General features: G+C 67.2%; 17 protein-coding genes. 10 read left to right on the plus strand and 7 right to left on the minus strand.

Annotated elements, in window-relative coordinates; translation table 11 throughout:
* Nucleotides 1-34 precede the first annotated feature (34 nt).
* Nucleotides 35-1,375: an allantoinase AllB gene (gene allB, locus MF407_RS02120; RefSeq protein WP_141929246.1), complete on the minus strand. Its 1,341-nt coding sequence runs from the start codon at nucleotides 1,373-1,375 to the stop codon at nucleotides 35-37.
* 21 nt (nucleotides 1,376-1,396) lie between these two features.
* Nucleotides 1,397-2,641, minus strand: coding sequence for an aldolase/citrate lyase family protein (locus MF407_RS02125; protein WP_239701086.1), 1,245 nt, complete (start codon nucleotides 2,639-2,641; stop codon nucleotides 1,397-1,399).
* 109 nt (nucleotides 2,642-2,750) lie between these two features.
* Between MF407_RS02125 and MF407_RS02130 the strand changes: the two genes are divergently transcribed.
* Together MF407_RS02130 and MF407_RS02135 are read left to right on the plus strand one after the other, a co-directional pair.
* Nucleotides 2,751-3,530: an IclR family transcriptional regulator gene (locus tag MF407_RS02130; protein ID WP_239701087.1), complete on the plus strand. Its 780-nt coding sequence runs from the start codon at nucleotides 2,751-2,753 to the stop codon at nucleotides 3,528-3,530.
* A gap of 156 nt (nucleotides 3,531-3,686) precedes the next feature.
* Nucleotides 3,687-5,147, plus strand: coding sequence for a nucleobase:cation symporter-2 family protein (locus MF407_RS02135; RefSeq protein WP_239701088.1), 1,461 nt, complete (start codon nucleotides 3,687-3,689; stop codon nucleotides 5,145-5,147).
* 52 nt (nucleotides 5,148-5,199) lie between these two features.
* Here the strand turns inward: MF407_RS02135 and MF407_RS02140 are convergent, their stop codons facing one another.
* On the minus strand, nucleotides 5,200-6,138 hold the full coding sequence (locus tag MF407_RS02140; RefSeq protein WP_239701089.1) for a diacylglycerol kinase family protein: 939 nt from the start codon (nucleotides 6,136-6,138) through the stop codon (nucleotides 5,200-5,202).
* A 118-nt stretch (nucleotides 6,139-6,256) separates the two neighbouring features.
* Here MF407_RS02140 and MF407_RS02145 point away from each other — a divergent pair, with 118 nt between their 5' ends.
* Nucleotides 6,257-6,976: a L,D-transpeptidase family protein gene (locus MF407_RS02145; protein WP_239701090.1), complete on the plus strand. Its 720-nt coding sequence runs from the start codon at nucleotides 6,257-6,259 to the stop codon at nucleotides 6,974-6,976.
* 124 nt (nucleotides 6,977-7,100) lie between these two features.
* Nucleotides 7,101-7,817: a L,D-transpeptidase family protein gene (locus MF407_RS02150; protein WP_239701091.1), complete on the plus strand. Its 717-nt coding sequence runs from the start codon at nucleotides 7,101-7,103 to the stop codon at nucleotides 7,815-7,817.
* Nucleotides 7,818-7,873: 56 nt separating this feature from the next.
* On the opposite strand, the gene MF407_RS02155 is transcribed toward MF407_RS02150, so the two are convergent.
* Both MF407_RS02155 and MF407_RS02160 read right to left on the minus strand, forming a co-directional pair.
* Nucleotides 7,874-8,575, minus strand: coding sequence for an SDR family NAD(P)-dependent oxidoreductase (locus tag MF407_RS02155; protein WP_239701093.1), 702 nt, complete (start codon nucleotides 8,573-8,575; stop codon nucleotides 7,874-7,876).
* Entirely contained in the window at nucleotides 8,572-10,698 is a 2,127-nt protein-coding gene (locus MF407_RS02160) for a DUF6421 family protein (RefSeq protein ID WP_239701094.1), read from the minus strand. Before MF407_RS02160 ends, MF407_RS02155 begins: the two co-directional genes overlap by 4 nt.
* Nucleotides 10,699-10,817: 119 nt before the next feature.
* Between MF407_RS02160 and MF407_RS02165 the strand changes: the two genes are divergently transcribed.
* The 6 genes from MF407_RS02165 to MF407_RS02190 all read left to right on the plus strand — a co-directional run bounded on the left by MF407_RS02165 (nucleotide 10,818) and on the right by MF407_RS02190 (nucleotide 16,346).
* Nucleotides 10,818-11,966 carry an acyl-CoA dehydrogenase family protein gene (locus tag MF407_RS02165; RefSeq protein WP_239701096.1) on the plus strand — a complete coding sequence of 383 codons (1,149 nt, stop codon included), beginning with the start codon at nucleotides 10,818-10,820 and terminating at the stop codon, nucleotides 11,964-11,966.
* 26 nt (nucleotides 11,967-11,992) lie between these two features.
* Entirely contained in the window at nucleotides 11,993-12,772 is a 780-nt protein-coding gene (locus MF407_RS02170) for a 3-hydroxyacyl-CoA dehydrogenase (RefSeq protein ID WP_239701099.1), read from the plus strand.
* Between the two features lie 302 nt (nucleotides 12,773-13,074).
* Nucleotides 13,075-14,130, plus strand: a complete 1,056-nt coding sequence (locus tag MF407_RS02175; RefSeq protein WP_239701101.1) for a low specificity L-threonine aldolase — start codon at nucleotides 13,075-13,077, stop codon at nucleotides 14,128-14,130.
* Nucleotides 14,131-14,241: 111 nt separating this feature from the next.
* Entirely contained in the window at nucleotides 14,242-14,994 is a 753-nt protein-coding gene (locus tag MF407_RS02180) for a polysaccharide deacetylase family protein (protein WP_239701103.1), read from the plus strand.
* Nucleotides 14,995-15,036: 42 nt separating this feature from the next.
* On the plus strand, nucleotides 15,037-15,522 hold the full coding sequence (locus tag MF407_RS02185; RefSeq protein ID WP_129624568.1) for a hypothetical protein: 486 nt from the start codon (nucleotides 15,037-15,039) through the stop codon (nucleotides 15,520-15,522).
* On the plus strand, nucleotides 15,519-16,346 hold the full coding sequence (locus MF407_RS02190; protein ID WP_129624567.1) for an HTTM domain-containing protein: 828 nt from the start codon (nucleotides 15,519-15,521) through the stop codon (nucleotides 16,344-16,346). Before MF407_RS02185 ends, MF407_RS02190 begins: the two co-directional genes overlap by 4 nt.
* Here MF407_RS02190 and MF407_RS02195 read toward each other — a convergent pair.
* Together MF407_RS02195 and MF407_RS02200 are read right to left on the minus strand one after the other, a co-directional pair.
* The gene (locus MF407_RS02195) at nucleotides 16,336-18,888 is read right to left on the minus strand and encodes a multicopper oxidase domain-containing protein (RefSeq protein WP_239701105.1); all 2,553 of its coding nucleotides are present in this window, start codon (nucleotides 18,886-18,888) and stop codon (nucleotides 16,336-16,338) included. The two genes, MF407_RS02190 and MF407_RS02195, sit on opposite strands and share 11 nt — an antisense overlap.
* A gap of 64 nt (nucleotides 18,889-18,952) precedes the next feature.
* Complete coding sequence (locus MF407_RS02200) at nucleotides 18,953-19,393, minus strand: hemerythrin domain-containing protein (RefSeq protein WP_129624565.1); 441 nt, start codon at nucleotides 19,391-19,393, stop codon at nucleotides 18,953-18,955.
* Nucleotides 19,394-19,427: the final 34 nt, after the last annotated feature.

Below are 19,427 nucleotides of genomic sequence, written 5' to 3' on the forward strand. Positions count from 1 at the left end.
TCTGGCGAACGTCCCGATGGCACACCGTGAGGGGTCAGCCCTCGCCGAGCCGCAGGAACTGCCCGTCCGCCGAATCGGTCGTCGCCGCCACGCCACGCAGCCAGGTGGTGTGGGTGCGTCCGCTGAGCTCGAGTCCGTCGTAGGCCGAGATCTTGTTCCGGTGTTCGAGCTCGTTGACGTCGACGGTCCATCGTTCGTCGGGCGCGTACGCGATCAGGTCGGCGCTGTGGCCGAGGGCGATCGCCCCCTTGCCCTGCATCCGGACGATCTCGGCCGGCCTCTCGCACATCCACCGGACGACGTCGGTGAGCTCGAAGCCGCGCGCCCGCGCCGCCGTCCAGACCGCGGTGAACGCGACCTGGATGGAGGAGACGCCGCCCCAGGCGGTCGCGAAGTCGCCGATCTCCATCTGCTTCAACTCTGCGGTGGACGGGGAGTGGTCGGAGACGATGCAGTCGATCGTGCCGTCGCGCAGTGCGTCCCAGAGGCGGTCCTGGTTGTCCAGACTGCGGATCGGCGGGCAGCACTTGTGCGCCGTCGAACCCTCACGGATCGTGTCGGCGTCGAAGGACAGGTAGTGCGGGCAGGTCTCGACCGTGAGCGGCAGACCTTCCTGCTTGGCCTCGCGAATGAGCGGCAGCGCCTCGGCCGAACTGAGGTGCAGGATGTGTGCCCGCGCACCGGAGCGGCGGACAGCGTCGATGACGACGCGGATCGCTTCCACCTCGGACGCGTCCGGTCGCGAGGCGAGGAAGTCGGAGTAGGCGCGGCCGGGCACGACCGGCGCGGATTCGAGCGTCGTCGGGTCCTCGGCATGGATGATCATCAGTGAGCCCAGGCGCGCGATCTCGTCGAGGTACTCGTTCAGCTGGTCGGCGTCCAACGGTGGGAACTCCGGCACACCGGAGTCGGCCAGGAAGCACTTGAACCCGAACACGCCGGCGCGGTGCAGCGGCTCCAGGTCGGCCTTGTTGCCCGGTATCGCACCGCCCCAGAAGCCCATGTCGACGAAGCAGTTCGCTTGTGCGGCTTCCTTCTTCGTCTCCAAGGCCTCGACGGACACGGTCGAGGGGAGGCTGTTGAGCGGCATGTCGACCAGCGTCGTGTAGCCACCCTTCAGTGCTGCCCGGGTGGCGGTCTCGAAGCCTTCCCAGTCCGAGCGGCCGGGGTCGTTGATGTGGACGTGGGTGTCGATCATGCCCGGCAGCAGCACCTGCTCGTCCGGCAGCGTGATCTCGTCGATGGCCGAGAGTTCCTCGAGCCCGGCGATCTCGGCGACGACTCCTTCGCGCACGCCGACGGCCACCGCCTGCAGCTCGCCGTCGACGAGCGCGCGCCGAGCACGAATGACAAGGTCGAATTCGTTGTTGCTCATCAGGATTCCTTCGTCGACAGTTCAGCGGGTGAGTTCGAGCAGTTGGTCGAGGGTGAGGCCGCTGGCCTCGCGCACCTCGTGCTCGTCGATCGCACCGCAGTGCACGCCGCGCAGCAGCGCCATGGCGAGCATCCGGGCGGTCGCGGGCTCGTCCATCACGTCACCGGCGGTCTTGGCCATGTACGCCGACAGGCGTTTGCACGCGTCCGGCATCGCCCGGCGGAAGAACAGGTAGTTGGCCAGGTAACGCGTCGGCAGGTGGCCGGGGTGCATGTCCCAGCCCTGATAGATGCCGCGGACGAGCGAACGCTCCACCAGGTCGTAGTGCAATTTCCAGGTGGCGTGCGCCTGGTCGGCGTCGCCGAAGGCCACGACATTCGTCGATCCGTCGGACATCCGGACGCCGGTCTGCGCGGTGCTGACCTGCATCACGTTCTTCGCGTGGTCGGCGGCAGGGTGGTCGGCCGACTGGTACGCGGCGGCGATGCCGAGACCCGCGCTGTAGTCGAAGGTGCCGTAGTGCAATGAGGTGACGCGCCCTTCGCCGGCGCGGATCATGGGTGCGAGGGGCGCGGCTCCCGAGCCGGCCATGATGGCCTGTGCGGTCTCGACCTGGATCTCGAAGGTGATCGTGCCGCGGGGCAGGTCCATTTCGTCCTCGATGCGGTCACAGGCTTCCACCATCGCCTCGACCTGCTCAACCGAGGTGACCTTGGGCAGAGTCAGCGTCAGTCCGTCGGACGCGCGGTCGGCCATCGCAGCGATGAAGACAGCCAGCGTTCGCACCCCTCGGGCGCGGGTCGGGGCTTCGAAGCACTTGAACCGGATGCCCCACAGCAGCGGACGATCGGGTCGGTCGAGGCTGGTGCGCAGGGCGGCGATCGCGGCGCCCAGGTGTTCGTCCTCGACGTCGTCGGATCGGCGGCCGTAGCCGTCCTCGAAGTCGACCCGGAAGTCCTCTATCGGGTTGCTGCGTAGCTTCTCTCGGATCCGGTCGTAGACCGGGGCCACCTCGTCCCCGGACACACCCACGGCGGCAGCCAGGGCCGCTGCGTCGGGCGCGAAGCGGTCGAGCAGGTCGATCGCCTGCCCGCCCCATTGCGCAATCGTGTCTGCGGTGAACAGGTCGCCGGGCACGTAGACGGTATGGATCGGCTGCCTGGTCGTCGCGTCCCCGGGGTAGTTCGTGGCAAGGTCTTCGTCGACCCGCTCGAGGCGTCGATCGAGGGCTGCGGTCAGATCTGGAACGAACTCAGGCACTTCCACGAACAACTCCTTGCCGCGATGGGTGGCAGATTCTGCTTCGTGGAGGATATGTTCCATTGTGCGGAATAGCCATGGCTGTCCGTCGATATCTCACAAGAAGGTGGCATCGATGTCCACGAAGGTGACTCCGAAGTCGAAGACGGGTGGCGTGCAATCGGTCGAGCGCGCTCTGGAGATCGTCGAGCTGGTCGGGGCGGCGGGTGGTTCGATGGCGCTGGTCGAACTCGCCGAGGCATCCGGACTGCCGATGCCGACGATCCACCGCCTCGTGCGAACCCTCGTCGGCCGCTCCTACCTGCGGCAGCTACCGAACCGGCGTTACGCCCTCGGCGCTCGATTGATCCCGCTCGGCAACTCCGCGCTGGAGGTGTTCGGCGCCGGGTGCGCACCCCATCTGCGCAGCATCGTCGAGGCTCTCGGTGAGACCGTCAGCCTGGCGACCCTCGACGGAGACATGCTGGTGTACGTCGGCCAGGTGCCCTCGCCGCACGCCATGCGGATGTTCACCGAGCTCGGCAAGCACGTCCACCCGCACTGTAGGGCAGGGGGCAAGGCACTGCTGGCCGGAATGCCGGACGACGACGTGCGAGAACTGTTGTCGCGCACCGGAATGCCCGCGCACACCCCGAACACCATGACGGACCCCGACACGCTCATCGCCGAACTCGCCGAGATCCGTCGTACCGGCCGGGCGTTCGAGATCGAGGAGATGGAGATCGGTGTTCAGTGCGTCGCCGTCCCGGTGCCCTCGGACGAGGTGCAGCTGGCGCTGTCGATGTCGGCGCCGTCGGCCCGGATGAGCGACGAGGTGCGCGAGCGCGCCGTCCGGCTGATGCGTACGACGGCCGTCGAGGTCGCGCACGACCTGGCGCGTCAAGCGTCCGCGTGAGGCTCATCGGCACATCTCGCGGGTATATCCCGACCCGCATCGTGGAAGCCTCTTGACGTTCACCCGGGCACCCTCCATTGTTCAACATACGAAATGTGAGTTCCGTCATACGGAACCGGGCAGCGGCGGTCACGCCGGGTGAAGGGAAGTACGCGCATGAGTGAAGCCGTGGCGAAGGACGGGCGTCATCCCGTCGACACGCCGATGGCCCCGGGGCCGTCGCTGATGTTCGGTCTGCAACACGTCCTGTCGATGTACGCCGGCGTAGTCGCCGTGCCGATCATCATCGGCGGAGCGCTGAAGCTTCCGCCGGGCGACCAGTTCTACCTCGTGTCCGCCGCGCTGTTCATGGCCGGTGTCGCGACGTTGGTGCAGACGATCGGCTTCTGGAAGTTCGGTGCACGTCAGCCGATCGTCCAGGGCACCTCGTTCGTCGCGGTCTCGAGCATGCTTGCGATCGCCGGCAAGAACCAGGGGCACGAGGGTCTGCAGATCATCTACGGCGCGCTGATCATCTCCGGCCTCGTCGGCCTGGTGCTCGCCCCGGTCTTCACCCAACTGCTGCGCTTCTTCCCCGAAGTGGTCACCGGGACCGTGATCACGATGATCGGTCTGTCGCTCATCCCGGTGGGTGTCGGTTGGGCTGCCGGCGGTGTCGGCAGCGAGAGCTTCGGCCAGCCGAAGAACTACGCACTCGCATTCATCACGCTGTTGATCGTCGTGCTGATCTACCGCTTCCTGCCCGGCTTCTTCGGCCGCATCGCGATCATCCTCGGCCTGACGCTCGGCACGCTCGTCGCCATCCCCATGGGCATGGCGGACTTCTCCACCATCGGCGACGCGAAGACCTTTCAGGTGCCGATGCCCTTCCACTTCGGGACGCCGCAGTTCGAGACGAGCGCGGTCATCTCCCTGGTCATCTGCATGCTCGTGATCATGGTCGAGGCGACCGCCGACATCCTCGCCCTCGGTGAGATCACCGGAAAGCCGGCCGACCGCGAGACCGTCGCGAACGGTCTGCGTGCCGACACCGGCTCGACCGCCCTGGCCGCCGTCTTCAACGGCTTCTCGCTCAGCGCCTTCGCGCAGAACGTCGGTCTGGTCGCGATCACCGGCATCCGCAGCCGCTACGTCGTCGCCTACGGCGGTGGAATCCTGATCCTGCTCGGCCTGCTGCCCAAGCTCGGCGCAGCGATCGCGGCGGTTCCCATGCCGGTTCTCGGTGGTGCTGGTCTGGTGCTGTTCGGCACCGTGGCCGCGTCCGGTATCCGCACGCTGAAGGAGGTCGACTTCAGCGGTAACGCCAACATCGTGATCGTGGCGACCTCGCTCGCCTTCGGCATGCTGCCGATCGTGCAGCGTGGAGCGTACGAGCACTTCCCGAGCTGGTTCCGCACGATCTTCGACTCGGGCATCACGTCAGCAGCGATCTGCGCGATTCTGATGAACATCCTGTTCAACATCATCGGACGCAAGGAGCAGGAGGAGGGCCCTGTCTTCTCCTACGGCCCGGGGATCGGCACGATCACCGACGAGGACGAGGCGCGCCTGTACCGCTCGCACGGGCACAACGAGAAGCCGCTCACCAAGGACAACGGCATCAACTCGGGTCACTGACCCGGCTGTGGCGAAGGTCTGCACGGACACGGTCCGTGCAGACCTTCGCCGTTCAGTGGAACAAGCGCAGCGCGCCTGCACGCACCTCGACCGTCACCGGGGTTCGGGTGTGCGGGTCACCGTCGGCGAACAGCACCAATGGCCGGCCGTCGGCGTCCGTCGCGATCAGTTCGATCCTCGTCGCCCGCCACCGGTCGACATACGGCAACCGGACATGCTGGCCGCCGCGTTCCAGCAGCGCGGACGCCGCCAGTTGATCGAACCGACGTCCACGCGAGACAAGGACGTCGAGCAGGCCGTCGGTGAGATCGGCACCGGGCGTTGCGGTCAGGCCGCCTCCGTGGCGGCCGGAATTCCCGATGTGCACGTTCCAGCCCTCGAACGATTCCTCCCGCGCGCCGCCCGGACCGTCGGTTCGCACTGCGAATCGAAAAGGCTTGACGGTCAGCGCAGTTCGAACGCCGGCCGCGGTGTACACGACCGGCCCGCGGATCCGTCGTAACTGGTTCGCGCGCTCGTTGGTGAGTGCGTCGAAACCTGCGGTCGCGGTGCCTACGAACACTCGCTCACCGGCGATCCCCACGTCGATCCGGTGCTCCGTGGCCGAGGCAAGGGACCGGGTCACCGCCAGAGTGTCGCGCGGCAGTCCGAGACCGCGGACGAAGTCGTTTCCGCGTCCGGCCGGAAGCGGAGTGAGCAGCGCCCCGGACTGCACGCAACCCTGGGCCACGAAGGAGATCATCCCGTCGCCTCCCAAGGGGAGGACGATGTCGTCCGCAGCCGTTTGAGCCGCGACCTCGATCGCGTGCTGGGCGCTCGTGGTCCGCACCAAGGTCGGTTCGAAGCCGAGGTCGCGCAGCGTGACCACGACCGTCTCAGCAGAGGTTCCGGCGGTCCCGGCGCCCGCTGCAGGGTTCACCAGCACAGTCGCGCGGCCGGACAGCTCGGTCATCGTGCCGGCCGTGGAATCGCAGGTGTGCTCACGGCGCACGAGCGTAGGGGAGTTCTCCCCATCGACGCATGCGGAAACCAGGCACACCATGAAGCCATCCCGAACGGGAGGTGGCCTCGGGGGAGGCCGCACAGCACGAATCGAAGGGGGAATCATCATGGGAGCACAGATCAGCCGACGCACGGCCGTCCTCGGCATCGGGGGCGTCCTGGGGGCGGCTGCGACGGCACAGGTCGCGCAGTCGTCGGGGGCGTTCGCAGCACCGAGCGCCACGGGGTCGTATCGACCGATGCAGTACGGATCGACCGGGAGCGACGTGCGCGCGGTGCAGACCTCGCTCGCAGCGGCAGGTTTCTGGTGCGGTTCGGCCGACGGAAGTTACGGCGCGCTGACCCAGCAGGCCGTCATGGCTCTGCAGAAGGCGTATGGAGCCCGCCGCACCGGACGGGTCGACTACTGGACGTGGACGAAGGTGCATCTGCGCCGGCGCACCTACAGCCGGTATCGCCACGACGGCATCGAGATCGACAAGACGCGTCAGCTGCTGCTGGTCGTCCGCGGCGCAGCGGTGCACTCGGTGTTCAACACCAGCACCGGCAACGGCGAATGGTTCTCCTACCAAGGGCGGTGGGTCCGCGCGACGACACCGTCGGGAACCTTCTCGATCTTCCGTGGCGGAAGCAACGGGTGGGACTACGGCGCCCTCGGCGGGCTCTACCGGCCGCGCTACTTCAACGGCGGGATCGCGATCCACGGCTCGCCCAGCATTCCCGGGCACGCCGCATCGCACGGCTGCTGCCGGCTCACCACGCGAGCCCAGGACCATCTGCTCGCCACCGGACGGTTGGCCATCGGGACGAAGGTGCGGGTGTACTGATCGACACTTGGTCACGATCTCGCCACAAGTTGGCGCGGGGCGGTGTGCACGGGGCAAGATGGGTCGTGACACCGCCTTGCGCCGCGTGTCCATCCGACAAATTCCACTTCTGCAAGGGACAGCCGTGACCATCGACCTGAGCCGACGCTCCCTCATTCTCGGAGCCGGAGGCGGCCTCCTCGCGGGCGGCGCCTCGCTGGCGACGACCGAATCCGCAGAAGCGTCGACCATCATCATGAAGATCGGGTCGACTGGTGCTCGTGTCCTTCACTACCAGCGAGTGCTGACGGCCTCGGGCTATTGGCTCGGCACCCCCGACGGTAGCTTCGGACTCCTGACCCAGCAGGCGACGTACGCGCTGCAGAAGGCCCACGGACGAGCCCGCACCGGTTACGTCGATCAGGCCCTGTGGGACAGCGGTCTGCCGAAAGTACGTGCAACCAGCCGGCTCAAGCTGGACGGCATCGAGGTCGACCTCGCCAAGCAGTTGTTGATGGTCGTTCGGGGTGGGGTCGTCCAGGTCGCCCTCAACACCAGCACCGGCAACGGCGAACGCTTCCGGTACTACAACGGTTGGGCAACGGCGATCACCCCCAAGGGCACCTTCCGTGTCTTCCGTAAGTCGACGACGGAGACCAGCACCAACAGCTGGGTCACCGGGCCCCTCGGGTCCATGTACAAGCCGCGCTTCTTCACCTCCAGTGGCGTTGCGATCCACGGCTCCACCAGTATTCCGCCGTACCCGGCATCGCACGGCTGCTGCCGTTTGAGCACCGCCGCTCAGGACCACCTGCTGGGCTCGGGGTACCTCGGCATCGGCACCGACGTCCGTATCTATTGACCTTCCTGACCACGCAGGGCGAACCCGGATCGGGTTCGCCCTGCGTGGTTTCGGCGTCAGGTCGTGAGGTCGAGGATGCGGCCGTTGAGTGTCCTGGCCGGTTCGTCCCACAACGCCAACAGGGCATCGGCCACGTCACTCGTCGGCGTGAAGCCCGCGAACCTCGCGTCCGGCTTCGCCTCCCGCATCTGCGCGGTGAGCAACGCCATCACCCGAACCGCGACGGCCGCGGCGCAAGAACCGTCGAACGAGTCGGCCACCGCGCCGGTCCATGCCTCCGCGGCTGCCTTTGCGGCAACGTAGGCCGCGTTCTTCGCCGTCGGATTCGCGACACCGGTCGAGGAGATGATCGCCAGACGTCCGTCCGGTGAATCGAGCAGCGCGTCGTGCAGGGCACGGGAGGCGTGCTGGAGTGTGCGAATCAGGTTGTCGTTCAGGAAATCCCATTCCGTGAGGTCAGCATCGACGATGCCTCTGCCGCCCTTCCATCCGCCCACGAGGTGCAGCAGGCCGTCGATACGGCCGTACTCGGTCACGAGCTCGTGACCCCACGCGAGCGTTGCCGGTTCGTCGATCAGATCGATGGCGGTCGGCACGAAACGTGCCCCGAGTTCCTCGCGGATCTTCATGAGCGAGCCGCTCTCACGGCCGGCACCGATCACCGTGGCACCGGCGTCGATCAACCGGCGGCTGGTTTCCCGACCCAGCGCACCGGACGCACCGGTCACGACGACGACCGCGCCCTTCGGCAGGCTCATGCGACGACCGGTGTGCTCGAGGCATCGGTTGCCGCGGTGATGCCGCGGGTCGACTCGATGACACCCGACAGCTTCTTGCGCAGCGCCTCGTAGAACACGTTGAGCGGGAACTCGTCGGGCTGCACCAGGTCGACCAAGGCCTTCACCGGACCGTCAAGCGGAAGTTCCTGGGCTCCCTTCGCCCAGGCGGACGCCGGGTGCGGCGCCACGTATCGGGTCACGAACTCGTACGACGCGAGCCAATGGCCCACGCGGGAACGATCGATCCCGCTGCGGTACAACGTCTCCACCTCCTCACAGAGCGCGACGACGACGTCGGGGACACGACGCCAGTCGAAGGAGAGCTTGTTGTCGGTCCAGCGCAGGGCGTCGTGCTTGTGCAGGTAGGCGAACATCAGCTGTCCGCCGAGGCCGTCGTAGTTGCGCACCCTGTCGCCGGTGATCGGGAAGCGGAACAGCCGGTCGAACAGGATGGCCAACTGCACCGACTTGGCGTACGGCTGCCCCTCGGCCTCGAGCTTGACGGCCTCACGGAAGGTCGCCAGGTCGCAGCGCAGTTCCTCAAGCGCGTACATCCAGAACGGCATCCGCTGCTTGATCATGAACGGATCGAACGGAAGATCACCGTGGCTGTGCGTGCGGTCGTGGATGAGGTCCCACATCGCGAACGTCGACTGCGCGAGTTCCTGGGAGGCGAGCAGGCGCTCACCGTCCGGTGGCAACTGCAGGTGCAGCAGGTCGGACGCCGCTTCGACGACGCGGCGGAAGCGGGCACCCTCGCGGTCGCAGAAGATCGCGCCCCAGTGGAACTTCGGTACCTCGCGGACCGCGACCGTCTCGGGGAAGAGGACCGCGCAGTTGGTGTCGTATCCGGGGGTGAAGTCGAGGAAGTTCACCGGTACGAACGCCGAGTTCACGTACTCGCGCTCCACATCGGCCAGCCACTCCGGCCACGGGACGGTCACCAAGAGCGCCTCGAAGACCCGGTTCGGGTTGCCGTTCTGCGTGTACATCGGGAACAGCACGAGGTGCTCGATGCCGTCGAGGCGGTGCTGATCCGGGCGGAACAGTACGAGCGAATCCAGGAAGTCCGGTACTCCGAACCCGCCGTCGACCCACCTGCGGAAGTCGGCCGGAAGTGCCGCAAGGTACTCGTGCTCGTGCCGGAACAGCGTTGCGAGAGAGTTGATCTCGGTGACGATCTTCTCGACCAGTTCGCGGGCTTGCTCATGCGAGTGTGCCGTGCCGTCGATCGAACCGTCCTTGCTCTGCATCTCACGCAGTTCGAGCACGGCAGCTTTCAGGCGCTGCCATTCGGGCAGGTTCGCGGTCTGCGACCCGTTCACTTCCCGCGGGGCCGCCCGTCGTCCGGCGGACGCCCAGGTGGCGATGTTCGTCCAGAAGCGGGAGTGGTCCAGTTCTTCGATGGAGTCGTCACCGACGAGGTCGGAGTCTGCGAGGGCGACGACGCGTCCGGCACCGAACGGCGTTGCCACTGCGAGCGGACGACCGGCGGGGTGCGCGGTCGCGCTCGACGAGGCGAGCACCTGCGCCTGGGGGCAGTCACTGATGTCGATGACGCCGGCACGGTAGAAGCAGAGCTCGTCGACACCGGCGAGGACTCCCTGGCCGTGGCCGCTCGGAATCTCACCCAACACCCAGGTGGCATTGCGGTGGTGGCGGCGTCCGCCGTCGGCCGACTCGTGAACCAGCGTGCTTTCGACGCGAAGTCCGAATCGGGCGAGGAGCTCGTTGAGGTTGTTGCCGTAGGTGTCCTGTTCACACTCGGCGAACACGATGAGTCCGCCACCCGCCTCCACGTACTGGACGACGGCATCGATCTCATCCGGTTCGAGCACCGGTGGGAGGTCGCCCATCACCCGCTCTGCACGCGCCTCGGCCGGATGGTCGATGACCAACACGTCGGCGTCCGACAAGGCGTCCGGGGTGAACCTGGAGGTGAGTCCGGCGACCTCGAAGCCGCGTGCCTCCAACGCGCTCACCGCGATCGACAGGCTGGCGTCGGCCGGATTGGCGGGGTTCATCGTCGCCGCGACGCAGCGGTCGAGCGACCACGCACTGCTATGGGCCTGGTCGATCAGGACCTTTGGGAAAACACGCATTGAGGTCACCTCCATACAAAACTTTCGGTCTGATCCAGCCTAGACCGTAAATATTGCAGTCGTCGAGGCGGCAGGTGGTCCCCGTCACACCGTGTGCGGTGGTCAGTAGCCTTGCCGTCATGCCCGTTGAACGCCTGCTGCCGACCGATGAGGCGACAGATCTGCTCGACCTCACCCGCGAACTCGCCGATGGGGAGGTCCTGCCACGTGCATCAGGGGACGAGGCGACGGCCACCCCGCCGCGGGACGTGTTCCGTGTGCTCGGCCGCGCCGGGCTGTTGTCGTTGCCCTACCCGGAGGAGTTCGGCGGCGCCGACCAGCCGTACGAGGTCTACCTGCAGGTGGTCGAGGAGATCGCACAGCGTTGGATGGCGGTGGCTGTCGGCGTCAGCGTGCACTGCCTCACCGCGTACCCGGTGGCCGAGTTCGGCACTCGCGAACAACAGGAGGTACTCCTGCCGGGGATGCTCGGCGGGGAACAACTTGGCGCCTACGGCCTGTCGGAGCGGGAGTTCGGCTCCGACATCGCGCACATGCGCACACGTGCCGTCCAGGAGGGCGAGGACTGGCGGATCAAGGGCACCAAGGCGTGGATCTCCCATGCTGCTCACGCCGACTACTACACGACGTTCGCACGCACGGACGACACCGCGGGCAAGGGTCTGTCCTGCTTCGTCGTGCCCGCCGATGCCGACGGACTGAGCTTCGGTGCACCCGAGAAGAAGATGGGTCTGCACGGTGACCCGGTGGCGGAGGTCGTCTACGACGACGTGCCGGTCGGTGCTGACGCGCTGATCGGTGAGCGTGGTCAGGGGATGGCAATCGCGCTCAGCGCACTGGATGCCGGTCGTCTCGGAATCGCCGCGGCAGCAACGGGATTGGCACAGTCGGCACTCGACCACTCCGTGGCGTACGCGAAGGAGCGTCAGCAGTTCGGCCGCGCGATCGCCGACAACCAGGGGTTGGCGTTCATGCTGGCCGACATGGACGCCGCGGTCGGTGCGGCCCGCGCGACCTACCTGCACGCCGCGCGCCTGAAGGACGCCGGCCGCCCGTTCGGCAAGGCGGCCGCGGTGGCGAAGCTGGTCGCCACGGACGCCGCCATGAAGGTGACGACCGACGCCGTCCAGGTGCTCGGCGGCGCCGGCTACACCCAGGACTTCCCGGTTGAGCGGTTCTTCCGCGAGGCCAAGGTGACCCAGATCTTCGAGGGCACCAACCAGATCCAGCGCCTGGTGATCTCGCGTCACCTGCTCGCTTCACTGTGAATTCGATTTCGAGACAAGGACTTCCGATGAAGATCACCGACACGACCGTTGCCCTGATCACCGGTGGTGGCTCCGGCCTCGGCGAAGCGACCGCGCGCCGTCTGAACGCCGAGGGCGCCGCTGTGGTCCTGGCCGACCTGGCGTCGTCCAAGGCGCAGAGCCTGGCCGACGAGTTGGGCGACCGTGTCCGTTTCGTCGCGGCCGATGTGCGTGACGAGGCCCAGGTGCAAACCGCGGTTGACGCAGCCAGGGAACTCGGTGATTTGCGCATCGTCGTCAACTGCGCCGGCGTCGCGACCCCGGGGCGCATCGTGGGCAAGCGCGGCGCGCACGACCTGGAGCAGTTCCGTACCGTTGTCGAGATCAACCTGATCGGCACGTTCAACGTGCTCCGGCTGGCTGCGGCGGCGATGGCGGAGAACGAGCCGGTCGAGGGTGACCGTGGAGTGGTTGTGATGACCGCGTCTGTCGCTGCCTTCGACGGCCAGGTCGGACAGGCTGCGTACGCCAGCTCCAAGGGCGGCGTCGTGGGTCTCACGCTGACGGCAGCACGAGACCTGGCGGACAGGGGAATCCGAGTCATGACGATCGCCCCGGGCACCTTCGAGACCCCGATGATGGCCGGCCTCCCGAACGACGTGAAGAGCGTCCTCGAGGCTCAGGTGCCACACCCCTCGCGGCTCGGCCGCCCGGAGGAGTACGCGCAGCTCGTCGACTCCATCGTCGCCAACCCGATGCTCAACGGCGAGGTCATCCGCCTCGACGGCGCACTCCGCATGCCCCCCGCTGACATTCCGTTCGACTGAGAGGCCGTGTCACTCACCGGGTGTCGGCGCGTACGCCTTCGTTCCTCCGGCGTTCGGCTCGACCAGCGATGGCGGCTGGTCTTTTCGCTGGTTGAGCCAGGCGTCCGACGCAGGAGGATGCCTGCGTCGAAACCTCTGGCGCGTGCGAAGTGGCTGGTACGGCCGCCGTCGGCGGAGTGCTTCGTCGGGATGGCCCGGCGTGTACGCGCTGGTTCCTCAGGCGTGCGTTTCAGCGGAGACCGTGAACAGCGGGACCACGGGGGAGGCCAGAGCCGCACGAGGGGGCTGAGAGGATTGTGGGTGTGACTGAACTCGATGTGCTGCACGACCCGACCGACCGCGGATTCGCCAGTGACAACTACTCCGGCATCCACCCCGAGGTGCTCGCCGCGATCGTCCGGGCGAACGGTGGACACCAGACCGCGTACGGCGACGACGTCTACACCGCCCGTCTGCAGGAGACCTTCAAAGGGCTCTTCGGCGACAAGGCCGAGGCCTACCCGGTCTTCAACGGAACGGGAGCGAATGTCGTTGCGTTGCAGGCGGTCACGCAGCGGTGGGAGTCGGTGATCTGCACTGCGACAGCGCACATCCACGTCGACGAGTGCGCAGCGCCCGAGCGGATGGGCGGACTGAAGCTGATGACCGTGCCGACCCCGGACGGCAAGCTCACCCCCGAACTCATCGACACGGTCGGGGTGCGCAAGGACGACGAGCATCACGCGCAGTCGAAGGTCGTCTCGATCACCCAGTCCACCGAACTCGGCACGGTCTACACGGTCGAGGAGATCGCCCACATCGCCGAGCGCGTCCACGCGAACGGCTGGGTGCTGCACGTCGACGGTTCTCGTCTGTCGAACGCGGCAGCGAGCCTCGCGGTCACCTTCAAGGAGATGATCACCGACACCGGCGTCGACATCGTGTCGTTCGGCGGCACCAAGAACGGACTCATGGTCGGCGAAGCGGTGCTCGTGCTCAACCCCGAGGTCGTCACCGGGATGAAGTACCTGCGCAAGCAGTCGATGCAGTTGGCGTCCAAGATGCGCTTCGTCAGTACTCAACTCGAGGCGCTGCTGACCGACGAGTTGTACCTGCGCAACGCCGGCCACGCCAACGCGATGGCCACCCGGCTGGCTGAAGCGGTACGCGACATCGACGGCGTCATCCTGCCCCGCCCAGTGCAGGCGAACGCGGTCTTCGCGATCCTGCCGAAGTCGGTGTCGCAGAAGCTGATGGGAGACTTCCACTTCTACTTCTGGGACGAGGGTGTCGGGGAAGTGCGGTGGATGTGTTCCTGGGACACCACCGAGCAGGACATCGACGAGTTCGCCGCTGCCATCCGCGCAGCGATGTCCTGAACGGCCGCCCCACCGACCTCCAGCGACGGGCCGCCGCCGGCATTCGCGTGGCGCGATCGTCGCAGCGTCGCCATAATCGTGAACATGGGGGAAACGAGGGGTTCTTTTTCGGTGAGCCGACGGCGGGCGCTACTCATGTCCGGTGGGGTTGCTGCGGCCAGTTTGTCCACCGGCGCGAGCGCAGCCTTCGCCATCGACGAACACGAGCGCACGAACCGTGAGCCGTCGTACCGGCTGTCGCCGCCGTCGCCGCGCACCGGCGAATTCCGGGCGGACGTCGTCTGGCGCAGCTCGAACCCCGGCATCGCGCTCACCTTCGACGACGGTCCCGACCCGCGCTACACACCCGCGCTTCTGGACAACCTCGTCGAGAACAGTTGCAGAGCGACGTTTTTCGTCCTGCTCGATCACGTGAACAAGCATCCGGAACTGACCCGTCGCATTGCGCGGGAAGGTCACGAGCTCGCCGTGCACGGCGCCGACCATCGCGACATGGCTCAGTTGACGCCCGATGAACTGGCCGGCTCCATGCAGCGCACCAAGCAGGCGATCACCGAACTCACCGGGTACACGCCGGTGCTCATGCGTCCGCCGTACGGCCGGTTCGACGCGCCGGTGCTGCACGCGGCGACGATGCAGCGGCTGCGGATGGTCCTGTGGTCCGACTACCTGCCCGGGCGCAAGTCGGCAGCCGCAGCCGAACGACTCGAAGCCGAACTGTCCGACGGTGCGATCGTGCTCTGCCACGACGGACGCGGCACGGCGACCCAGGAGGTTGTTCTCGCCCTGGAGGACTTCGTACCGAAGTGTGTCGCAAGGGGATTGGCGCTGCGGACGGTCAGTAACCTGCTCGCCGATGCCTGACCTGTCGGTGTCGTCGCGCCCGCTGCTGGCATGCTGACGGACGTGCCCGAGCAGACCGATTCGCCGACTCGAACGGTCGGGTTGTGGGCTCGCGTCGCCGCGATGCTCGTACTGGTGGTCGCCCTCGTCCTTGGCTCCGCAGTCGGCAACGACCGGTGGTGGCCGATCGGCCCGATGGTGATGTTCGCGTTCGGGGTGAACCCGGACGGGCAGGTGCGCTCACTCGGCATCGAGGCCGACACCGTCGACGGACGCAGGGTCGTCGTGCCGTTGGGGGCCGGCGGAATCGGCTTGGAACGAGCCGAGATCGAGGGTCAGGAGACCCGCATCCTCGCCGAGCCCAAGCGCCTGCAGGCCGTCGCGGTCGCGGCGTCCCGGTCGTTGTCGAACCCGCCGGGGTACCGGGTGATCTACCTCGTCGACACGGTGCAACAACTGCGTGGCGGCGCGGCCCACGGCAAGCCGCAGCGGGTGGTGCTGGCCACCTGGCAGGTCGTCGACCCCCACGACCCGAAGGATCTCTCGTGAACTGGGCCTTCCCGCAGGTGCCCACCGAACGCATCATCTGGATGCGGCGGCTGGTGTATCTCGTGGTGCTGCTCGACATCTTCTGGCTGACGGCGTTCCCCATCGGTCACGGGAACATCCCCGCCGACCTCTACCAGCCGCTGCCCATCCGCGATCTGTTGCACCTGCCGCAACCGAACGCGGTGTATGTCCGCGTACTGCAGATCGTGATCGCGGTCGGGGCCGTCCTTGGCCTGCTCGGGATCAAACCCAAGAGCGCCGGATGGGTCGTCGCTTTCGGGATGCTCGACTGGCTCAGCAATGCCTACTCCTACGCCAAGATCAACCACGACCACCTCGCGTTGCTGGTCGCCCTGTTCGTGCTCCCGCTCGCCGCTGGGCGGATCACCGACGCGCGAGACGCGTTGCAGCGCAACGGGTGGACGGTCCGGATGATCCAGATCTCGGTCGCAGCGACCTATTTCCTCGCGGCCGTCGCGAAAGTGAAGGAAGCAGGCTGGGGTTGGGCGAGTTCGGCGGTACTCGTCTGGGCGATCACCCGGCGCGGGTCATTCATCGCCGAGCCGCTCACCAGCGTCCCCCAGGTCACCTATGTCTTCCAGTGGATCTCGCTGATCGCGGAGTTCCTCGCGCCGCTGATGCTCGTGCTGCGCGGTCGTCCGCTGTACGCGTACGTCGGATTCTGGTTCGTCTTCCACGCCAGCACGTTCGCGCTGCTGAGCATCCACTTCATCCCGACGGTGGTCTGCCTGTTCGCCTTCCTGCCCTTGGAACGGCTGCGCCTCGGGCGTCGTACGGCGCCGGTGGCTGCTGCTACCGGCTGACCCGCAGGATGCCGTGAGCACCGCGTTCGGCGTCCACCATCACGTGTGACACGAACGGGTAGTTGCCGGCCTCCGGCAGCGTGAGTTCGACGAACCCTCCCTGCGCCACCGCCAGCGCGAGCGACTGCGCACCGCCCGGCCCGCCGTTCAGCAGGTCGTTGCCCTCGAAGTACACCCGGTCGTACTGGCCGCCGACCACATGGAAGGACGTGCCCCGGTTCGGACCCGCATTCAGCACCCAGATCCGGACCCGTTCGCCCACCTTCGCGGTCAACGGCCGGTGGTCGTACTGGCTGGCAATTCCGTTGAAGGTCGCCAGATCCGGCTTCTCGGCGGAGACCGCATCACCGTCGACCTCGGCGACCTTCGATCGGCCGTCGCCGTTCACGTACGCCTCCGATTGCACGAGCACGTACTCCCGATCGACCGTCGGCAGGTTCGGCGGGTCGATGATCACCGCACCGTGCATGCCGGCCGCGATGTGCATCGACATGGGCATGGTCGAGCAGTGATACATCCAGATGCCGGCGCGCGTCGCGGTGAACCGGTACACCAGCGACTGACCAGGCGCGATCGTCCGCATGGGCCGGTCCGGTGCCAGCGAGCCCGCGTGGAAGTCGATGGAGTGACCCATCGACCCCTGGTTGACCAAGGTGATCTCGAAGGTGTCACCGATCCTGCCGCGCAGCGTCGGGCCGGGGACGGTGCCGCCGAACGTCCAGCGCTTCTGTTTGATGCCGGGTGCGACCTCCATCTCCTGTTCGACGATCGGCAATCGCAGCCTGTGCACCTTCGTGCTCGGCGCGGGAGGAAGGGAAGCGTCCACGACGGACCTCGGGGCCCGGTCGTCCGGGCGCAACGGTTGCTCCGCATTTGCCGGGACAGGTGAATTGGCCTGAACCGCAGGCTTTCCGGTGACGACGACGTCGAACACCATCCCCATCCGTCGGTGCCCGAGGACGCTGCACCAACCCTGGGTGCTCGCACCGACGACACCGACGTCCAGCGTCTGGCTCTGACCCGGACGCAGCCGGTCGGTGGCCTTGCCGTTCGTGAACGTCAGGTCGTGCGAGTTCTTGGTGTCCCGATTGGTCAGCACGACGACCAGGCGGTCGCCTGCCGGCACCTGCACCGCTTTCGGCATGAAATGCATGTCGTGCGCGGTCACCTGCACCGTGGTCGTCCGGCCGGTCGCAACCACGGACGACGGCGACAGGGCTTGGTCGGGCGTGCCGCCGAGGATCACCGGGTTGAGTGCGAGGCCTGCGACGACGGCCACCGCAAGTGCGAGTGCGGCGGACAGCGCCTGGACGATACGCGAGCCGGACAGCGCGGCCGGCGGCTCGGTCGGGGCACCGGTCGCGAGCGCGATCCTGGTGCGGACCATCGACCGAATCGCCCTGAACATCAACGGGATGAATGCAGCGAGGGCAAGCAGGACGACGACCGACAGCACGACACGGACGGCGCTGGGGACCGGCAGCACGCACAGCAGCAACCCACCGTTGATCAGCACCAGCCGCGCGGTCGACCACTTCTCGAACACCGAACGTCCGGCGGCCAGGACGCGAGGTCCGCCGCCGACGACGCTCGGGATCAGGTACGACAGCGCACCGGTGACCAGCTGCAGCGCGAACCCGACGACCACCATCGAGGCGACCCGGCCGTAGGACGCGGAGATCTCGACGAGTGGGTCACGCGCCACCCGCACCAGCAGAGTGACGGCAGCGGCGACGAGCCAGAGCACCCCGGCGCCGGTCGACCACGCGGCGAACTCCCGCCGCTGCTTGGCGCCGCGGAAGGCGCGGACCAGCGGTACCGCCCAGGCAACGACGCAGAGCACGTAGCCGAACAGGCCGGCGAGCAGCGTGGGCCGGTTGTCGAGCAACGCGCCGGTGACCGTGGTCGCCAGGAAGATCGCGAAGAAGGGGAGAGCGCGGATCGAGTAGGCCTCCGCTTTCTCATCGATCCGGGTACGCAGGATGGTTGGCCCCAGGGTGACGAGCGTGCCCAGTACGGTGAACCCGAGCCAGCCGAGCACCATCGTCATGGAGTGCGCGACCAGCAGTTCGGCGTGAGTCTGTTCCTGGGGTCCACGGGCCAGCAGCACACCGAGTGTCGCCCCGACCGGGACGCACGCGGCGGCGAGCAGGTAGTAGCGGATCGTGATCCGGAAGCGGCCGGGCAGCGCGGCGCGCAACCGACGTCCGAGCTGCACGGCGTGCCAGCAGACGGCGCCGACGACCAGGCACGCCCCGGCGACGACCAGCCACCACCACAGGGTGGGGACGCCGATCGTGATCGAGCTGACACCCGCGAAGAGCATGGCCAGGCGCAGCGTCTGGTGCTTGCGCGGATCGATGGACTCCGGCGACTTCAGCAAGGCCTGCGTGAAGTGCGTGCTCCACACCATCGCCGAGTGGGTGACCGCGCCAAGCATCACCAGATGCACCATGAGCCAACGGGATTCGGGGATGAAGCGGTGGTTGACGGCAACGACGAACGCGAGGATCAGCCAGACCACCGACGGGCGATCGCGCATCGCCCAGCGGCCGCGCGACCCCGCGCTGGGGCGTCCTGATGTGACAGACCGTGACGTCATCTCGTCACACCGCGGCCGGCGGCGTCAGCGCGTCGACCTCGTCCCACTCCGGGCCGGCGAACGCGATCGCCGCGGCCGGGAAGAGACCGTTCTCCTCCCGATTGATGTGTTCTCGCAGAGCGATCTCGAACGCGTGCATCTCGTCGTGGGCGCCGGCGCGGATGCGCTTGAGTTGCGCGTCCAGGCTGTCGTGTTCGGCACACAGGTGCTCGATGTGCTCGGTGAAGTCCTCGTCGCGGGCCAGCACGGTGAAGACGCCGGCCTCCTCGGCTTCGGTGTGCGGGAACAGCAGTCCGGCGAGCAGGTCGGCCGAGCGCTCGATGCCGTGGCGGTCGGCGGCTTCGACGGCCCGGCGCAACTCGCCGTTCGCGTTGATGATGGCCACATGTTCATCCATGAACCGGCCGATGATCGTGATCGACTCACACCCGCAATACGTACACATCGTGCTCTCGACGGTACGCCTGCTTCGCCGGTCG

The organism is Yimella sp. NH-Cas1 (genome assembly GCF_022359705.1).
Classification (GTDB): Bacteria; Actinomycetota; Actinomycetes; order Actinomycetales; family Dermatophilaceae; genus Yimella; species Yimella lutea.

What these genes read in the sequence shown, in the direction of transcription:
- allB (WP_141929246.1), bottom strand. Translation starts at nt 1,375, where the DNA reads ATGAGCAACAACGAATTCGACCTTGTCATTCGTGCTCGGCGCGCGCTC.
- MF407_RS02130 (WP_239701087.1), top strand. Translation starts at nt 2,751, where the DNA reads ATGTCCACGAAGGTGACTCCGAAGTCGAAGACGGGTGGCGTGCAATCG.
- MF407_RS02135 (WP_239701088.1), top strand. Translation starts at nt 3,687, where the DNA reads ATGAGTGAAGCCGTGGCGAAGGACGGGCGTCATCCCGTCGACACGCCG.
- MF407_RS02145 (WP_239701090.1), top strand. Translation starts at nt 6,257, where the DNA reads ATGGGAGCACAGATCAGCCGACGCACGGCCGTCCTCGGCATCGGGGGC.
- MF407_RS02155 (WP_239701093.1), bottom strand. Translation starts at nt 8,575, where the DNA reads ATGAGCCTGCCGAAGGGCGCGGTCGTCGTCGTGACCGGTGCGTCCGGT.
- MF407_RS02160 (WP_239701094.1), bottom strand. Translation starts at nt 10,698, where the DNA reads ATGCGTGTTTTCCCAAAGGTCCTGATCGACCAGGCCCATAGCAGTGCG.
- MF407_RS02165 (WP_239701096.1), top strand. Translation starts at nt 10,818, where the DNA reads ATGCCCGTTGAACGCCTGCTGCCGACCGATGAGGCGACAGATCTGCTC.
- MF407_RS02170 (WP_239701099.1), top strand. Translation starts at nt 11,993, where the DNA reads ATGAAGATCACCGACACGACCGTTGCCCTGATCACCGGTGGTGGCTCC.
- MF407_RS02195 (WP_239701105.1), bottom strand. Translation starts at nt 18,888, where the DNA reads ATGCGCGATCGCCCGTCGGTGGTCTGGCTGATCCTCGCGTTCGTCGTT.
- MF407_RS02200 (WP_129624565.1), bottom strand. Translation starts at nt 19,393, where the DNA reads ATGTGTACGTATTGCGGGTGTGAGTCGATCACGATCATCGGCCGGTTC.